The 17830-nt window shown below is 29.0% G+C and carries 17 protein-coding genes; 2 read left to right on the top strand and 15 right to left on the bottom strand.

Annotation, left to right across the window (positions count from 1 at the left end):
* Window positions 1-4: 4 nt before the first annotated feature.
* The 11 genes from LXD69_RS16185 to uvrB form a co-directional block, all read right to left on the bottom strand.
* Window positions 5-1147 (bottom strand): ABC transporter ATP-binding protein, encoded by a 1143-nt coding sequence (locus tag LXD69_RS16185; protein ID WP_246916142.1) that lies wholly within the window; start codon window positions 1145-1147, stop codon window positions 5-7.
* Between the two features lie 4 nt (window positions 1148-1151).
* Complete coding sequence (locus LXD69_RS16180) at window positions 1152-1712, bottom strand: GNAT family N-acetyltransferase (protein ID WP_246916141.1); 561 nt, start codon at window positions 1710-1712, stop codon at window positions 1152-1154.
* A gap of 28 nt (window positions 1713-1740) precedes the next feature.
* Complete coding sequence (locus tag LXD69_RS16175) at window positions 1741-2589, bottom strand: FG-GAP repeat domain-containing protein (protein WP_246916140.1); 849 nt, start codon at window positions 2587-2589, stop codon at window positions 1741-1743.
* Window positions 2590-2616: 27 nt separating this feature from the next.
* Window positions 2617-2922, bottom strand: a complete 306-nt coding sequence (locus tag LXD69_RS16170; protein ID WP_052705037.1) for a DUF6576 domain-containing protein — start codon at window positions 2920-2922, stop codon at window positions 2617-2619.
* Between the two features lie 897 nt (window positions 2923-3819).
* A complete protein-coding gene (locus LXD69_RS16165; protein WP_045966608.1) occupies window positions 3820-4197 on the bottom strand; it encodes a PH domain-containing protein in 378 nt (125 codons plus the stop codon).
* Between the two features lie 218 nt (window positions 4198-4415).
* Window positions 4416-5042, bottom strand: coding sequence for an FMN-dependent NADH-azoreductase (locus tag LXD69_RS16160; protein WP_246916139.1), 627 nt, complete (start codon window positions 5040-5042; stop codon window positions 4416-4418).
* A 70-nt stretch (window positions 5043-5112) separates the two neighbouring features.
* Window positions 5113-5682 carry a Crp/Fnr family transcriptional regulator gene (locus tag LXD69_RS16155; protein WP_045966611.1) on the bottom strand — a complete coding sequence of 190 codons (570 nt, stop codon included), beginning with the start codon at window positions 5680-5682 and terminating at the stop codon, window positions 5113-5115.
* Window positions 5683-5733: 51 nt separating this feature from the next.
* A complete protein-coding gene (locus tag LXD69_RS16150) occupies window positions 5734-6429 on the bottom strand; it encodes a GNAT family N-acetyltransferase (protein ID WP_246916138.1) in 696 nt (231 codons plus the stop codon).
* A 37-nt stretch (window positions 6430-6466) separates the two neighbouring features.
* A complete protein-coding gene (locus LXD69_RS16145) occupies window positions 6467-6832 on the bottom strand; it encodes a DUF2200 domain-containing protein (RefSeq protein WP_045966615.1) in 366 nt (121 codons plus the stop codon).
* Window positions 6833-6898: 66 nt separating this feature from the next.
* Window positions 6899-7363, bottom strand: a complete 465-nt coding sequence (locus LXD69_RS16140) for a DMP19 family protein (protein ID WP_045966617.1) — start codon at window positions 7361-7363, stop codon at window positions 6899-6901.
* Between the two features lie 11 nt (window positions 7364-7374).
* Window positions 7375-9363, bottom strand: coding sequence for an excinuclease ABC subunit UvrB (gene uvrB / locus LXD69_RS16135; RefSeq protein ID WP_045966619.1), 1989 nt, complete (start codon window positions 9361-9363; stop codon window positions 7375-7377).
* A 124-nt stretch (window positions 9364-9487) separates the two neighbouring features.
* Here uvrB and LXD69_RS16130 point away from each other — a divergent pair, with 124 nt between their 5' ends.
* Window positions 9488-10666 (top strand): M28 family peptidase, encoded by a 1179-nt coding sequence (locus LXD69_RS16130; protein WP_246916137.1) that lies wholly within the window; start codon window positions 9488-9490, stop codon window positions 10664-10666.
* Between the two features lie 39 nt (window positions 10667-10705).
* Here the strand turns inward: LXD69_RS16130 and LXD69_RS16125 are convergent, their stop codons facing one another.
* From LXD69_RS16125 to LXD69_RS16115, 3 genes are read right to left on the bottom strand one after another with little or no spacing between them, the layout of a single operon-like run.
* The gene (locus LXD69_RS16125) at window positions 10706-11368 is read right to left on the bottom strand and encodes a thiamine diphosphokinase (RefSeq protein WP_045966624.1); all 663 of its coding nucleotides are present in this window, start codon (window positions 11366-11368) and stop codon (window positions 10706-10708) included.
* A 58-nt stretch (window positions 11369-11426) separates the two neighbouring features.
* Window positions 11427-12254: a DUF4249 domain-containing protein gene (locus LXD69_RS16120; RefSeq protein WP_045966626.1), complete on the bottom strand. Its 828-nt coding sequence runs from the start codon at window positions 12252-12254 to the stop codon at window positions 11427-11429.
* 3 nt (window positions 12255-12257) lie between these two features.
* Window positions 12258-14636: a TonB-dependent receptor gene (locus LXD69_RS16115; RefSeq protein ID WP_246916136.1), complete on the bottom strand. Its 2379-nt coding sequence runs from the start codon at window positions 14634-14636 to the stop codon at window positions 12258-12260.
* 115 nt (window positions 14637-14751) lie between these two features.
* On the opposite strand from LXD69_RS16115, the gene LXD69_RS16110 reads away from it, so the two are divergent.
* Complete coding sequence (locus tag LXD69_RS16110; protein ID WP_246916135.1) at window positions 14752-15453, top strand: hypothetical protein; 702 nt, start codon at window positions 14752-14754, stop codon at window positions 15451-15453.
* An 86-nt stretch (window positions 15454-15539) separates the two neighbouring features.
* Here LXD69_RS16110 and LXD69_RS16105 read toward each other — a convergent pair whose 3' ends face one another.
* Window positions 15540-17762: an NADP-dependent isocitrate dehydrogenase gene (locus LXD69_RS16105; RefSeq protein ID WP_246916134.1), complete on the bottom strand. Its 2223-nt coding sequence runs from the start codon at window positions 17760-17762 to the stop codon at window positions 15540-15542.
* Window positions 17763-17830: the final 68 nt, after the last annotated feature.

Here is a 17830-nt window from a genome sequence, read left to right as displayed (position 1 = left end):
ATTTTTAATTAACGAAGAAACGACGTGTTGAGTTTGAGATATTTCGCATATAATTAATTGAAATGTTTTGATTGATTACTGTTTTCATAAAGTTGATTATATCAACATCTTCAGGAAAAATGGCAATATATGTTCCCCCATTTTGTTCTATCGATATTATATTTAATCCTGTAAAAGCTGTTTTCAAATCACTTAGATTTTGTGTGCTTTCAAATTCAATAATGCAGTGTTTTGTTATGTCGTTTTCAGTGTTTAAATTCTTTTGAGATCCTTGTTTTAAAAATACAACTTGATTGGATGTTTTTTCTACTTCATATAATTGTTGAGAACTTAAAACAATAGCAATAGGTCTGAAGGGTGAATTAGCAATATTTCTAAAATCATCTAATATGGTTTGTTGTGCTAAAATATCTAGATTAGCTAATGGTTCATCAATTAGTAATATTTTAGGTTTTCTGAGTAACATTCGAGCTAATTCGAATCGCATTTTGTAACCGGAAGATAAACCACTCCAATTATAGTTTCTAAATTTTCGAAGTCCTAATCGAGTGATGATTAAGTCGATTATTAAATTGTTTTCTTCTGGTTTATATCCATAACAACTTGCCGTAAATTCTAGATTTTCATACATAGAGCCACTCCAAGTATCTGTTCTTTGCGGAATATAAACTAGTTTGGTTCTTAAATCATAAATGTCTTCATATTCAAAATGATATCTTATATAGCCAGATGTAGGTATTAATTCACCACATAAACTACGTAGCAATGTTGTTTTTCCGTTTCCATTTTCGCCTACTAAACCTATTATTTCTCCTGTTTTAATGTCTAAATTTATAGGTCCTAATACAAAGCTTGAATTATAAACTTTTTTTATTTGTTCTACAGTTATAATAGTTTGATGTATATGACATTCTTTTTGAATTAAGAATGTATAGAGCTCATTAAGTAAGTTTTGTAATTTTTCTTTTTTTTCAGGTGTATTTTGGTCATTAGTATCTAACCAATTTAAAAAATGATTAGTTTTAGTATAAAATGTAATATTTTCAGTATCTAGAGTAAAATCAATAACTCTTTTTATTACTTGATTATAATCTTCAAAGTTTAAAAGTTCTTCTACTTCTATATATTGTTTTTGGAATTCGGTCATATTTTTATTGTATGAAATTTCTTTTTAGTAATGAATAAATTACAGTATCTATAAAATTTCCATTATAATATTCGTTTTCTATTAAATGAGCTTCTTTTATAAAACCATTTTTTTGTAAAACGCGCTCAGAAGCAGTATTTCTAGGATCGATTAATGCTTCAACGGAGTTCATTTTCATGTTATGGAAAGCATAACTTAATACAGTTTGAATGGCTTCTGTAACATATCCTTTATTTTGATAATCGGGTAGAAGCATATAGCCTATTTCACAACGAAAATGTTCAGGTTTTATTTTATAATGACCTATTATGCCTATCATTTTATTATTTCCTTTTTCTGTAATAGCCCAATTTATTCCTTCATTTGAATCTATTTTGTCTTGTATCATTTTTATATGATTTAAAGCTTCGTCAATATTTGTAACTAATGGTCTAGGAATGTATTGCATATTTTCAGCATTTCCTCTAAGAGCAATTACTTCATTAATATCTGTTTTTTCTACAGCTCTATAAGTTAATCGATTACTCTCTAAATTAGGAAAAGGAATAAAGTTATATGGAGTCATTAATTTAATCTTAGATTATTAAAATGTTTTAGCAGCCTACACTTGTGTGTTTCCCCATAGGTCTAATTATAGATCCTTGTATAGCAGGTTTTGAAAGATATAATGTGGGACTTGTAGCATTATAATGTGAGGATGTATCAAGTAATAAATCTAATTTTCCATCTCCGTCAATATCTCCAGCGAATAATATTCGGATCATTTGGTAATCGAAGGATGGTTTTGCAACTAGTAATTGAGTATAATCTTTCCCATTTATTGACGCTGTAAGGTATAGTTTATAGTTAGATACAATATAATAATCTAAAATTTGTGAATCTTTTTTTGTATTTCCAGTTGCAGTTAATTTGTAATCTATTCCTAAAAAATTAAAATTCTTTGAATGGTTGGGTAGTAAAGTTTCATTTAGAGTAATGGTTTCTATGCTTTTTTCTTTTATAAATGATAAAGGTTCTATAAGTACAATGCAAGTATCTTCTATTGCGGTTTTTATATTCCAAGCTGTTTTTTCATATTCATTTTCATCTAAAACCGCATCATATACTCTTGATGCATTTAATTTAGTTTTAGCTATTGAGTATCCTTCAGGTGTTTTAAAGAGACCTAACCACACTTTTTCATTATCGTCTTTTTCAATTTCGTCATTGTGGAATGTTCCTGTTGTTAATATTTTAGTAGTTAATAATGAATCTACAGGATAGTTATCACAATTATCTTTTATAGCAATACTTTTTTCCTGATTTTTATTTGTAAAAATAACTTTAGCTATAGTATCTTTTACTTCTTGTGTATTATTAGTGATCTGTTGTTTAGGATTGTTGCAGCCTATTAAGCTAAGCACAATCAGTGTTGATAGTGTAGTGTCATGTATTAATTTCATGTTTATGTGTTTGTTGTGTTTATTTGTTTATTTTGATAATTCGTCTAGCCTTCTTTTTTCTTTCGCTGACAAATTGTTTATGCCTTTTTTGTTTATCTTTTCTAATAATTGATTTAGCTCTCTTTCTTTTTCAATTTTAACGGTATTATATTTATCTTCTATTGAATAATACTTTTTATCCTTTTTATAATATGCATTAGATTTTTTATCTAATGAAAAAATATTTGTTTTTATTATTAGTATATAAACTAATATTAAAACAGGTATTATTATTAGGATAGGGTTGAAATCAGAGGAAGATGGAACAATAGGTATAAATATAATAAAGTTCATGTTTATTCTTTAATAATAAATGATATTTTTTTACGAAGATAGAAAAGTTTTTAAAATTAAGTTTAAAGGATATTTTTTGGCTTTTTTATGAAATTAGATATTTCTATAAGGTATTTTTAGGTAGAATTAAGATACTACATAGATACTTAATTTTTTTATATAAGCAATATTGGTTTATAAAAATTAAATGATGATTATGGATTTCTGATTAAATTTTAATGGTCATTTTTTTTCAATCCATAAGTGAGAATTATTACTTCCTCCTCTTGTGTTCATTTTCTAATTTAATAAAACGTTCTTTGATATATTGTATCTTTTTGTTGAATTTTATAATTGCAAAATCAAAAAAATATTTAAAAGAATCTATTTCAAATTCTTTAGCGTAAAGTATTGTTTTATTTACCTCACAAACAACTTCAATTTTTCCATACGGAGAGGTTTCTTCTTTATTATATCTTGATAAATTCTAATAGAATCTTTTTCATATACGTTGTGAGCATTGGTAATAATACTATTTTTATTTATTATGATTTCTGTTCCGTGAAAAGTATTCCCATTCTTATACATTAACAATTTTATTATGTATATGAATATTCTGTTGAATTTATTTCTATTTGATTAAAAAGAGGGTTAGTGAAGAACGCAAATAGAAATATAAAAGTTATTTTTTTATGAATTTTTATTTAGATATTTGCATCAAATATAATTTTATTACTCATTGTCAATTTATATCTTTTATTAGAAAACTATATTTTTATTTTTTAGGAAAAAGAATATAAATTTTAAGGATTATTACATTTCCATATTTTATATATTAATTTTTTTTTGATGTTTTACTATTCTATTGATATCTATTTATTACTATGTAAGATTAGTTTAAATTACAAATAGTAATTTTTACATTACCTTATTTGCTAAGTATTTTTGAACTTCATAAACATCAATGCTTTTATTGAATTTTTTACTTACAGATGGAATATCTTCACTTGAAATCCATATTTTTAATTCAGCATCTAAGTCAAACGTTCCAGCCGTTTCTAATGAAAATCTTGAGATGTTTTTGTAAGGCATTGATTTATATTCAACTTTACTTCCTGTAATACCTTGAACATCAATTAGAATTAAACGTCTGTTTGTGAATACAAAAGTATCTCGTAATAGTTGAAATCCTAATTCAATTTCTTCATTATCGGTTAATAATCGTTTGTATTTTTCATTTAATTTTTCAGGAGAAACTTCACTTGCATTTCCCAGTAATTTATTGAATAATCCCATTTTTCTAGATTTTTTAGTTTAATTATTTTCAAATAGGTTGTGTAAATAAATTTTAATGTAGAATTTATTTTGTATATCAAAATAGTTACAGTACAACTTCACAAATATAATGAAAGCAAGTATTAAGAAGAGGTGTTTTGGTAAGTTATATTAAAAAAATAACCTCATTTTTAATTAATTAAAATGAGGTTTTGGAATGTTACTTTATAGAGAATAATTTATTCAATTAGTCCAATTTTTTTATAGATTTTTTGTTTTGAATTTTCAAAAATGTCTCCTCCAAATTCTTCATTATCCAATGAAATTATGGTTATATCTTTTATTCCCATCATTCCAAAAATGAATTTCAAATATGTTGTTTGAAAATTCATGTGTTGATTTTTTTCATTCTCTCCATATCCTGTATCTCCTCGACTAGAGAGGATGAACATCTTTTTATTTTTAAGTAATCCAATGTAATCACCATCTGGTTTACCAGAACGAAATGCCCAAGTTTCATTTATTCTCATAACTTGATCTATATAGGTTTTTAATCCACTAGGAATTGACCAGTTATACATAGGTGTGCCAATCACATAAATGTCATTCTCTTTTAATTCTTTTACAAGTTCATTGCTTAATTCAACTCCTTTTTGATTGTCTTCATTTCTGTTATTGGGCTTTATAAAGGCACTTGCTATCCAATCGTTGTCAATAGGAGGAATTTTGTTTAATCCAACTTCTCTGAAAGTAAAAGAATCGTTTGGATATTTTTTTTGCCAATTCTCTACAAATAGTTTTGTAAGTTTTCTACTGTGAGAGTTTTCATTTCTAACACTTGCATTAATAATAAGTATTTTTTTCATTTGCTTCTATTTTAAAAAGCAAAATTCTATTAAAATAAAATGATAAAAATTGATCTAGTTTAATCTTTTTTTATTTTCTCTTTATACGACTTATAAATTCGGGAGAGATTCCTAAATATGAAGCGATTAAATATTGAGGAACTTTTTTCTCAATTTTTGGGTAGTTTTCTAAGAAATCATAATATCTATGTGTTGCATCATAAGAGTTATTAATTATAATTCGACGTTGTAAGCTTCCTAAATAATTTTCTAGTATAATTCTAAAATATCTTTCCAGTTTCGGTATAAGATTTAGCATTTTTTGAAATGATTGATGCTGAATTTGCAATAATTTTGTTTCTTCCAATGCTTGAATATTGTAAATTGAGGCTTTTTGCTTCTGAAAACTGTCAATATCTGTTGCCCACCAATCGTCAATAGCAAAATATAAAATTTCTTCTTTACCATTATCTGAATTTATATAAAAAGCTTTTAATGAACCTGATATGATGTAATTATCTGTTTTGCACACTTCACCATTTCTCAATAAGTAATCTCCTTTGGTTATTGTTTTTTCTGTCCAAAAAGTCTCGAATAAACGTTCTTCTTCCAAATTCAATTCAATATATTTTGATATATTTTTTATTAGTTGAGAATACATTCAGCGTTTTTTAATTATAAGGTATTGTTTATTAGTCTAGCTATTTGTTGTTTATGTTTCAGAGTTGTCATTCATTGTAAGATTCCAAAAACTAATTTTTCGTCTTGTTAAAAAACCAAGTTTTTCATATAATTTTATGGCATCAATATTATTTTCTACAACATGTAAATATGGAATTTTATTCTCGTTTAATATCTTATTAGTCACATGAGCAATTAGTTGTTTTGCATATCCTTTACCTGTATGTTCAGGGTGAGTTACAATAGCACTGACTTCTGTATAAGTATTCATCTTCATTCGTTCACCAGCAACTGCCACTAATTGATTATCTTTATATATTCCATAATAACTACCTAGTTGTGATGTTTCTTTTTTGAAATAACCGGGTTGAACTAAATTAACCAGATTAAATAAATCCGTTTCGTTATTTGTTTGCAATTCAATAATTGTTTCTTTTATTTCAATATTTATTGGTGTTGAAGTTATCATTTGATTGCAAACTAATTCCTTATTTATTTTTAAAGATTCACTAAATTCTGGCTTAGGACCAACAATATAAAAATTAGTAGTCAATGTTGAATATTGATCACATCCTGCTAATGTTTTATCTAAATCTGTAAAACCTCCAAATGAGCAATAATTTGGTTTATAAAACTTTATATTATTATATTCAACAGCAAATGGCATTTGGGTTTCTGTCAAAGAATACCAAACAGGGTTGTCTAATTTTTGTTCTTCATTTTTCATTACAAATCAATCTTAAGATTATAGTAAAAAAATAGTTTTATTCGTTTCTTAAAATTTTTTCTATTTTTTTACCTTTTGCTAATTCGTCTACTAATTTGTCTAAATATCTTACGTTTTGTGTTAAAGGATTTTCGATTTCTTCTATGCGGTAACCGCAAATTAAGCCTTTAATAAGATGAGCATTTGGGTGTATTTTAGCCTTTTTAAAAAACGTTTCAAAAGTTACATTTTCTTCGATAAGTTTTTGTGTTTTCTTTTCATTTAAGCCTGTTAACCATTCAATTACCTGATGTAGCTCTTCTTTTGTTCTGCCTTTTTTTTCCACTTTTGCTAAATAATGTGGATACACAGAACCAAAAGTCATTTTAGCTATGCGTTCATTGTGTTCGGGAGTTGTTTTCATATAATTAAGGTTTTATTTTTTATATTAAAACAAGGAAGAATACTTTGTTGAAAAGATATTTTTAAATTAATAATCAAATTGAGTTTGATTCTTTTTTATATAGGCTACTATTAGAGCAACGATGTCTTCTTCTTGTTCGTCGTTAAAGAATAATTCGTCTAAATCTTCCCAACCAGAAAGTGCTTTTTCGTCAAGTTTATTAATCGCATTTTGTCTTTTTCCAGTTTCGTCAAAGTAGTTATTAATACCGAATAAGCCAATTGCTTTTGCAATGATATTTGCCGTTTTTGGTGCTTCAATATTTTTGTAAGCCTCTAATATTTCTCTAGCAAAACTTCCTGTTTCCCCATTAAAGAAATAGTAAAAACCGCCTTCGTTCATGGCTCCTTCAAATATGTCGATAAGGACAAAAGTGGTTTCGGCTTCTGTAAGATTGTCACTTTCTTGTTTCTTATTCCAAACGTGTGAGCCTATAGCTTCAATGATTTCAATCTCGTCTGTGAGTTGTAGTATCTGAGCGGTGTTTTTCATTAGTCTTATTGTTATATCTTTTCCTGTAATGCTTTAATTTCGTCTCTTAATCTGGCTGCTTGCATAAAGTCGAGTTCTTTTGCTGCTTTTTCCATTGCTTTTCGTTTTTCACGAATTTTCTTTTCAATTTCGGGTTTACTTAGGTATTCACTTTCAGGTTCGGCTGCTTTGTATTCTAAGTTGTCATAATATTGTGTTGAAACAGAGTTTCCGCTTAATGCATTACCTAGGCTCTTATTTAGTGCCTTTGGTTCTAGTCCATGTTTAAGGTTATATGCCATTTGTTTTTCACGTCGATATGTGGTTTCATCGATGGTTTTTTGCATGCTTTTAGTTATTTTATCTGCATACATAATGGCTTTTCCGTTTACGTTTCGGGCAGCACGTCCTACTGTTTGTGTAAGTGAACGATGACTACGTAAAAAACCTTCTTTGTCTGCATCTAAAATAGCTACAAGGGATACTTCGGGTAAATCAAGTCCTTCACGTAGTAGGTTCACTCCAATTAGTACATCAAAAATTCCTTTTCGTAGATCTTGCATAATTTCTACACGTTCTAAAGTGTCTACATCAGAATGAATATAGCGACAGCGAATAGCTACTTTGGTTAAGTATTTAGTTAATTCTTCTGCCATTCTCTTAGTAAGTGTTGTAACAAGTACTCGTTCATCGGCTTCGCAACGAATTTGTATTTCTTCTATTAGATCATCTATTTGGTTTTCACTTGGACGAATTTCAATTATTGGGTCTAATAATCCTGTAGGTCTAATAACTTGTTCTACGTATATACCTTCTGTTTTTTGTAGTTCGTAATCAGCAGGTGTAGCGGAAACGTAAACAACTTGATTTTGTAAGGCTTCAAATTCTTCAAATTTTAATGGTCTGTTGTCCATTGCTGCGGGTAATCGAAATCCATATTCTACTAAGTTTTCTTTTCGACTTCTGTCTCCACCATACATAGCGTGTACTTGTGATATGGTAACATGGCTTTCATCAACTACCATTAAGAAATCATCTGGGAAATAGTCTAATAAACAGAAAGGTCTTGTTCCTGCTTCTCTACCATCAAGGTAACGAGAATAATTTTCAATTCCTGAGCAATAACCTAGTTCACGTATCATTTCTAAATCGAAGTTAGTACGTTCTTCTAATCGTTTTGCTTCTAAATGTTTGCCTATTTCTTTGAAATAGTCTACTTGTTTTACCATATCTTGCTGTATTTCCCAAATTGCTTTTTGAAGTACATCGGGAGATGTTACGAACATATTGGCAGGATATATATTTAGTGTTTCATATTTTTCAATGACTTGGGCTGTTCTTGGGTCAAAAGCTTCGATTTCTTCAATTTCATCTCCAAAGAAGTGTACACGAAAAGGATCGTCTGCATAACTTGGAAAAATCTCTACAGTATCTCCTTTTATTCTAAAGGTTCCTGGTGTGAATTCAGCTTCTGTACGAGCATATAAGCTTTGTACAAGTCTATGTAATAGTTTTGTTCGTGATATTACTTGGTCACGTTCTATGGTAATGACATTCTTTTGAAATTCTACAGGGTTCCCAATACCATATAAACAAGAAACAGATGAAATAACGACAATGTCTCTTCGTCCTGAAAGTAGTGCAGAAGTGGTGCTTAATCGTAATTTTTCTAATTCGTCATTAATCGAAAGATCTTTTTCTATATAAGTTCCAGTAACAGGTATAAACGCTTCTGGTTGATAATAATCATAGTAGGATACAAAGTATTGTACGGAATTATTAGGGAAAAATTGTTTAAACTCAGAGTATAATTGAGCAGCTAAGGTTTTATTGTGCGCTAAAATTAGAGTAGGTTTCTGTACTTCTTGTATCATATTAGCTACAGTAAAAGTTTTTCCTGATCCTGTAACTCCTAATAATGTTTGGTACTTTTCCCCATTTATAATTCCATTAGATAATTTTTCAATGGCTTGCGGTTGATCTCCTGTTGGTTTATAATCTGATACGACTTGGAATTTCATTTAGAATAGATACGTTTTTTAATAATGGTAAAGTTACAAAGTTAATCTAAGATTTTTTGATTGCAGAATAAATTATATATTTGTTACTAATGCTTTAGCCCTAATATACTATAAATTATAATGTATGAAAAAAAGAATACACTTAGTTGCACTGTTATTATTGTTTATCAATGGGTTATTTGGACAGAATTTTATACAAGCCTATGCAGATATTGCGAATCAAGTTTCACAGTCAAATATTACTAACGCTTTAACTGACTTTGAAAATTTAGGAGTTAAAAGAAGAGGTACTCAAGAGCTAGAAGATACTTATAATTGGCTTCGAAATAAGTACCTGAGTTTTGGCTATACGGCTGCTCAACTTGAGGAAGATACTTTTGCAAATGGTAGTTATACTTGTAAAAATTTAATTGTGACTAAAGTAGGAAGCGTTTATCCAGATACTTATGTTATTATTTGTGGACATTATGATTCATTAAATGGAGTAGGAACAAATGATAATGGTAGTGGAGTGGCAACTATTCTTGAAGTAGCAAGATTATTGCAAAATGTTGAAACAGAATATTCTATAAAGTTTATTAATTTTAGTGGAGAAGAAGATGGATTATTAGGAAGTCAACATTATGTAAATAATGTGGTAAATGGAACTACTCCTAAATTAGATATAAAATTAGTTTTTAATATTGATCAGGTTGGAGGAGTAGCAGGAGAAACAAACAATACAATTACTTGCGAACGCGATACAAGTTCTCCAACAAGTAATAATGCAGCGTCAAATACTGTTACAAACGAATTAATGACTTGTGTAACGCTTTATTCTCCATTAAATACAAATTTAGCTCATGCATATTCATCTGACTATATTCCTTTTGAAAATAATGAAGAAGTGATTACAGGTTTTTATGAAACGAATGAAACAACTCATGGTCATTCGGCTACTGATTTATTAGTAAATATGGATCCTGTGTATAATTATAATGTTGCTAAAGCTGCCACAGGAGCTATGTTGCATTTTGCAGTTGCTTATACTACTTTAAGTGATAATCTTTTTAATAAGGTTAATTTAGTAAGGTTTTTTCCTAATCCTGTGAAACAATATCTAACCATTGATTTAGGAACTTCACCAGAAGAGAATTACACTTTACAATTGTATGATTTACAAGGAAAAGTTGTTTTTTCTGAAGCTGTGATTGGAAATAAACAATTAACAACGATTAATGTTAGCGCATTATCTAAAGGGATGTATTTAGCTACTTTAATTTCTGAGAAAGACGTTGTAAAAAAGAAAATAGTACTTGAATAATTTTAAATAATGATTCATTAAAAAAGGGAATAAAAATATTTAATCCCAACATTCCATTAATAATAAATCACCTTTTTGGTGTTCAATAGTTACAATTCCATCTTCAATTACATGATTGCTGCTACCTGTTTTATAGCCAATAGTTAATGTGTCATTTTGTAATGGGTAAAAGAGATTTTTAGAAGAAATACCAAATACTTCACCTATGGGAATTAATGAAATAGGCGTTTTCTTTGGATACCATTTTTCAAATTTTTTAGGTAGTAGATGTATTTTAGAATGATCGTCTAAAATAACTATTTTAAGCATTGTCCTATAACGAACAATATTTGTGATGTTTGTAATAGTATGATCGGCCCTTTTTCCAGTTGCCCAAACTACATTTGCAGCAGGAATTCCTCTTGCAATTAAATAATCAAATGCTTTTTCTAAATCAGTTTTATCTTGATTTGGAGTATGAACAATTTCAATAGGATATTGACTTTCTTTATAATAATTTGGATCAAATCCTCTGTCAAAATCGCCTAAAAGGACATCAACCTTTATTCCTAATTCTAAAACCCGTTCGATTGCAGAATCTAGAACAATTACTAATGGAGACCATTCTAATAATTGGCCTAATAGTTCTTGATTGCATGCTAATCCGTTTGCAATAATTAATGCGGGTTCTTGATCGTCACGTACAATATGATGAGAGGACATGGTAAATTATGAATTACATATTATGAGTTACGAATGTAGGAATTTTAATTTCAAATTGCTATTGCACTACATAAGTTTCCGTGTCAATTTCACCTAAACTAAAATATCCAAAAGGGAAATTGTTAGTATTGGTTTGGTTGATAATATTTCCTCTTAAAGTAGCTGGAGGAGAAGAGAAAGGATTTCCTCCATTACTTCCTGCAATATTTAAAAGTTTATTCATATAATTAAAATAGCGTTCAGAAATACCTTGAAGCGATAGATTAAGAACATCATTAGCCGCTAACTCATCATCTACATAAAGTCCAAACATTTGATTTCCTTGAAAGAATTCATCATCAACAGCTCCATATTCTGGATAAGCTATGGTATTATTTTTGAATCCAATTAAATAAAAATTGTCTTCAGCTCCATTGTCTTGATAAAAGAATTTAATTTCAATAGCATCTTCTCCTCCAAAACCTGTTATTACCGATTGTTCTACTGTGTCAATATCTGGTGTTGGATATAAAGTATCTGTTGATGTGTAAGTTTCTCCTTTATATATAATGGTTAAAGTGTATGTTCCATTTATAACAGGGTTAAAATTAGTACAAATATAATTTCCAGTTCCAAAATCTTCTATAAAATCATAAGTAGTTGTTCCATCAAAGATGGTTACTATTGCTCCTGTAGCATTTGGAATTAAATTGGTATAATAATCTGTAGTAGTAGTTAAACGAATTACTTGTTCGTTTCCTGCTGTTCCTTTTTCCCACTTAATAGAAGCATCAATTACAAGTTTAGGTTCCGCAGTATCTAAGTTGATATCTACCACATCTTCACAGGCTACCATAGTAACTAAGGTGATTATTGCTATTGTTATTTTTGTTATGACTTTTATCATGACTTAAAATTTAAAATTATATGTTACGCTTGGAACTATTCCAAAAATTGAAAGGCGAACGGCTTCATTTCTACCAGTATCAGCATTTTGTCTGAAACTTATAGAAGCAGCATTTTTACGGCTATATATGTTATAGATTCCAAAAACCCATTCTCCTTTAAATTTTTTATTAGCACTATTTCTAGGAGTTAATGTTGCTGAAATGTCTAAACGATGGTAAGCAGGTAAATTATTAGCATTTCTTTCTCCATAACTAGGTACTGAAAGTCCTTGGTAAATATATTGTCCGTTTGGATAAGTTACTGGTTGACCTGTTTGTAATGAAAAAATACTTCCAAAGCTCCATTTTTCATTTAATTCATATATTCCTGTTACAGATAGATTATGTGTTTTGTCCCAACCTGTTTTGTACCAGTTTCCGTTATTTATTCCTATTTCCGTTGCAGTTCTTCCTGCTGTTTGTTGTTCTGAACGAGACAGTGTATAAGAAATCCAACCGTTTAATTTACCTTCATTTTTTCGGGCTAAAACTTCTAAACCATACGCTCTAGATTTTCCTGCTAAGACTACTTGCTCAATAGCATTATTTGCAATTAAATTTGCGCCATCAATATAATCTAAACGATTTTTTACGTCTTTATAGAACGTTTCTATTTCAAACGAATATTTTCCATTTTTGATGTTTTTTTGATAACCAATAGCATATTGATCTAAAATTTGAGGTTTTAAGAAATTATCACTTGGAGCCCAAACGTCTAATGGAGTAGGTGATTGTGTGTTTGATATAAGGTGTAAGTATTGACTCATTCTATTATAACTTGCTTTTACAGATTGATTCTCATCAATAATATAGGCAATGGAAAGTCTTGGTTCTAAATTGTCAAAACTGGCAATAGTTTCATTTTTGCCATATTTTTTTGTTCCAATAGGTGTTGCCTTTTCATAAATTTTTAAATCTTCATCATAAGTAACAGCCTGATTGTTCTCATAAATATTAATTTCTTGTGATCCTAAACGATAAAACATGCTATATCGTAAACCATAGTTAATGGCTAATTTATCTGTAATTTTTTGCTCAGCATCAATATAAATAGCAGGCTCAAAGGCATATTTCTTATCTAATTGCTCAGGATTAATTCCAGAATCGGAACCTGTAGGCTCAATTTTTCCAGGATTAAAATCATAGTATACAGTATTTATACCATAAGTTAGTTTTGTTTTATTACTTAAATAATGTTTAAAATCATACTTTAAATTGTAATTCTTGATACCACTATCCCAATTGAATCCTACAAAATCTAAAGTTAAACCATAATAATAATCACTATAGATTAATGATAAGTTGGAAAATAATTTATCATTAAATAAATGATTCCAACGTAGATTTAAAACCGAATTACCATATGTATTTATAAAACTTTCGCTTAAACTAAAAACGTCTCTGCCAAAATATCCAGAAACATATAAATTATTGTTATCGTTAAGTTTATAACTCAATTTCGTATTTAAATCATAAAAATAGGCTGAGTTTTCATTACCAGAAAGTTTTAAGAAAAGATGTGCATAAGAACTTCTTCCTGCTACAAGGAAAGATCCTTTGTCTTTTACAATAGGTCCTTCTGCTAAAATTCTACTAGAAATAAGTCCTATTCCTCCATTCATATGGAATTTATTGCTATTTCCATCTTTTTGGTAAATATCTAGTACAGAGGCTACTCTTCCTCCAAAACGCGCAGGAACACCACCTTTATACAATTTTAAATCTTTAATGGCATCAGCATTGAAAACAGAGAAAAAGCCAAATAAGTGAGAAGAATTATAAATAGTAGCTTCATCTAATAAAATAAGATTTTGATCTACTGCGCCACCACGTACATTGAATCCTGATTGTCCTTCACCAGCATTAGTAACTCCAGGTAAGGTAAGAATAGACTTTAATACGTCTGTTTCACCTAAAACTGCGGGCATTTTTTTAATAGTATTAACAGAAATTTTGTTAACACTCATTTCAGGTTTTTCAATATTTGGTTTATATTGATTTTCAGTAACAATAATTTCGTTTAGTTGAACATTACTCTCTTTTATTGTTATGTTTTTTCGAATATTTTCTTGTAGGGAAATTTGTTCTACTTTGTCTTCAAAACCTATATAAGTATACCGTACAGTATAATTTCCTTTCGGTAATGTTATAGAATAATAACCATATTCATTTGTTGTAGTTCCAGTTTTTAATTCTTCAATAATTATAGTTACACCAATTAAAGTTTCATTAGTATTTTCATCTGAAATCGTTCCACTTAAAGAGAACTTTTCTTGTGCCTGATTACTATTTAAATAGAATATTGTTATAAATAGTAAAACAAATTTTATAGATTTGCTCATAGTCTGATTTTTGTTAAGCAAATGTGAAATTTTTTTTTGAAAAATTTACTACAAAAATTGTTAATGTATGGTTAATTATTGTAATTAATTCTGTACTAAATTATAGGTTTGTTATATGAAATTTAAAAAAGAGAGATTAGTTGTTGTTGTATTATTGTTTAGTATTAGCTTGTTTTCACAAGTTGATAAAAAGAAACGTACTTTTGATATACAACTTAAAAATCCTTTTGAGACAGAAAAATCAAATACATCTTCGTCACTACCTTCCTTAGAATATAAGAGTATCTTGAATGAAGATAATAGTTATTTGAAAAGATATTCCATTTTAAATAAAAAGACAGATTCTAAAAGTATCTTAGAAAATGATAAAAAATTTATTAATCCAGGTGATGAGATAAGAGATAATCTAAATAAAAAACATCACGATAAACCTATTGACGAAAGTTTTAAAAGTAATCAATTCTTAGGGCAATTTAGTACTAAAGCTAAATATATAAAAATAGTATGTAGAGACCATGAATATCCTGATGGAGATAGAGTGCGAATATTGGTTAATGATGCTATTTTAATTCCTGATGTTCTATTGGAATCGGCATCAAAAGAATTTTATTTAGATTTATCAAAAGGATTTAATAAAATTGAATTTTTAGCTTTAAATCAGGGAACTTCTGGGCCAAATACTGCTGCTTTTTCTGTTTATGATGATAAAGGTATTTTAATTACTAAAAATGAATGGAATTTAACAACGGGAGTGCTAGCTAAAATTGTAGTAGTTAAGGATGAAGATGGTACTAGCGAAGAAGAAAAGAAAGAATAAAGTTTATTAACTTGATTAAAGTAAAATTATTGAGAAATAAAAAAAGCGACCATTTGGTCGCTTTTTTTATTCTATTAGTTTGAATTTTAATTCAATTTTGCTAAAATAGTATTCAAAGTAGCACTTGGACGCATTGCTTTGTCAGTAGCATCAAAATTTGGATGATAATAACCACCAATAGTTTGTGGTTTACCTTGTGCAGTGATTAATTCTTCATTAATTTTAGCTTCATTTGCATTTAATTCTGTAGCTATAGGAGAGAAGATTGCTTTTAGTTCAGCATCTTTATCCTGATTTGCTAATGCATTTGCCCAATATAATGCTAAATAAAAATGAGAACCTCTGTTATCTATACTTCCAATTTTTCTAGCTGGAGATTTATCGTTTTCTAAGAATTTTTCCGTAGCTTCATCTAGTGTTTCAGATAATACTAATGCTTTAGGGTTATTGAAAACATTACCTAAATGTTCATAAGAAACGCCTAATGCTAAAAATTCACCTAATGAATCCCAACGTAAATATCCTTCTTCAATGAATTGTTCAATATGCTTTGGAGCAGAACCACCAGCACCCGTTTCAAACAATCCACCACCATTCATTAAAGGAACAATAGATAACATTTTTGCAGATGTTCCTACTTCTAAAATAGGAAATAAGTCTGTTAAATAATCGCGTAAAACATTTCCTGTTACAGAAACAGTATCTAATCCTTTTACTATTCTTTCTAGTGAGAATTTTGTAGCATCAACAGGATTCATAATGCGAATATCTAAACCAGCAGTGTCATGATCTTTTAAATATAAATTTACTTTTTCTATAATTTGTCTATCATGTGCTCTGTTTTCATCTAACCAGAAAATTGTAGGAACTCCAGTAGCTCTTGCTCTATTAACTGCTAGTTTAACCCAGTCTTGAATAGGAGCATCTTTTACTTGGCACATTCTAAAAATATCACCAGCTTCAACAGCTTGTTCCATTAATATTGTTCCATTTGCATCTTTTATCACAACAGTTCCGTTAGTTGACATTTGGAATGTTTTGTCATGTGATCCGTATTCTTCGGCTTTTTGAGCCATTAAACCTACATTTGGAACACTTCCCATTGTTTTAGGATCTAATGCACCATTTTGTTTACAAAAATCTATGGTTGCTTGATAAATTCCTGCATAACATCTATCTGGAACAATTGCTTTAGTATCTTGAGATTTTCCTGCTGCATTCCACATTTGTCCTGAATTACGAATCATTGCAGGCATAGAAGCATCAATAATTACATCAGATGGAACATGTAGATTTGTAATTCCTTTGTCTGAATTTACCATTGCTAAAGCTGGTCCATTTTCTATTGCAGTTGTTAAATCGGCTTCAATTTCAGCTTGTTTTGCATGACCTTGAATTTTAGCATATACATCTCCTAAACCATTGCGAGTGTCTATTCCTAATTCTTCAAACAATGTTGCATATTTTTCAAATACTGCTTTGAAATAAACTTCTACAAAAGCTCCAAATAATAATGGATCTGAAATTTTCATCATGGTTGCTTTTAAATGCACCGAAAATAAAACACCTTTTGCTTTTGCATCGTCAATTTGTTCTGCAATGAATTTTTTAAGTTTCCCCATGTTCATTACAGAGCTATCAATAATTTCTCCTGCTTTTAGAGGAGAATTTTCTTTTAAAATATTAGTAGCTCCATTAGCATCAGTAAATTCAATAGTGAAACTACCAGCATCTTTTATTGTAACCGATTTTTCTGTACCATAAAAATCACCATCATTCATGTGCGAAACATGTGATTTTGAATCTGAAGACCAAGCTCCCATTGAATGTGGATGTGCTTTTGCATAGTTTTTAACTGCTTTAGGAGCTCTTCTATCTGAGTTTCCTTCACGTAAAACAGGGTTAACAGCTGATCCTAAAACTTTAGCATATTTTGCTTTTATTGTTTTTTCTTCTTCGTTTTGTGGTTCCTCAGGGAAATTAGGAATTGCATAACCTTGTGATTGTAACTCTGCAATAGCTTCTTTAAGTTGAGGTACAGAAGCAGAAATATTTGGAAGTTTTATGATATTTGCTTCTGGAGTTGTTGCTAATTGACCTAGTTCGGTTAAAGCATCAGCTATTTTTTGGTTTTCATTTAAAAATTCTGGAAAATTTGCCAAAATTCTTCCTGCTAATGAAATATCTCTTGTTTCTATTGTAATATTTGCAGGCTTTGAGAAAGCTTTTACTATTGGTAAAAATGAATGAGTTGCTAGCATTGGTGCCTCATCTGTAATAGTGTAAATAATCTTAGGTTGGTTTGACATGAAATATATATTTTATGTTTATTTAAAATTTTTTTAAGCCTCGCAAATATAGTAAATTAAGCTGTTTT

The organism is Flavobacterium sediminilitoris (assembly GCF_023008245.1).
Classification (GTDB): Bacteria; Bacteroidota; Bacteroidia; order Flavobacteriales; family Flavobacteriaceae; genus Flavobacterium; species Flavobacterium sediminilitoris.
The sequence above is the reverse complement of the archived record's forward strand: the minus strand, read 5'-3'. Positions and strand labels throughout refer to the sequence as shown.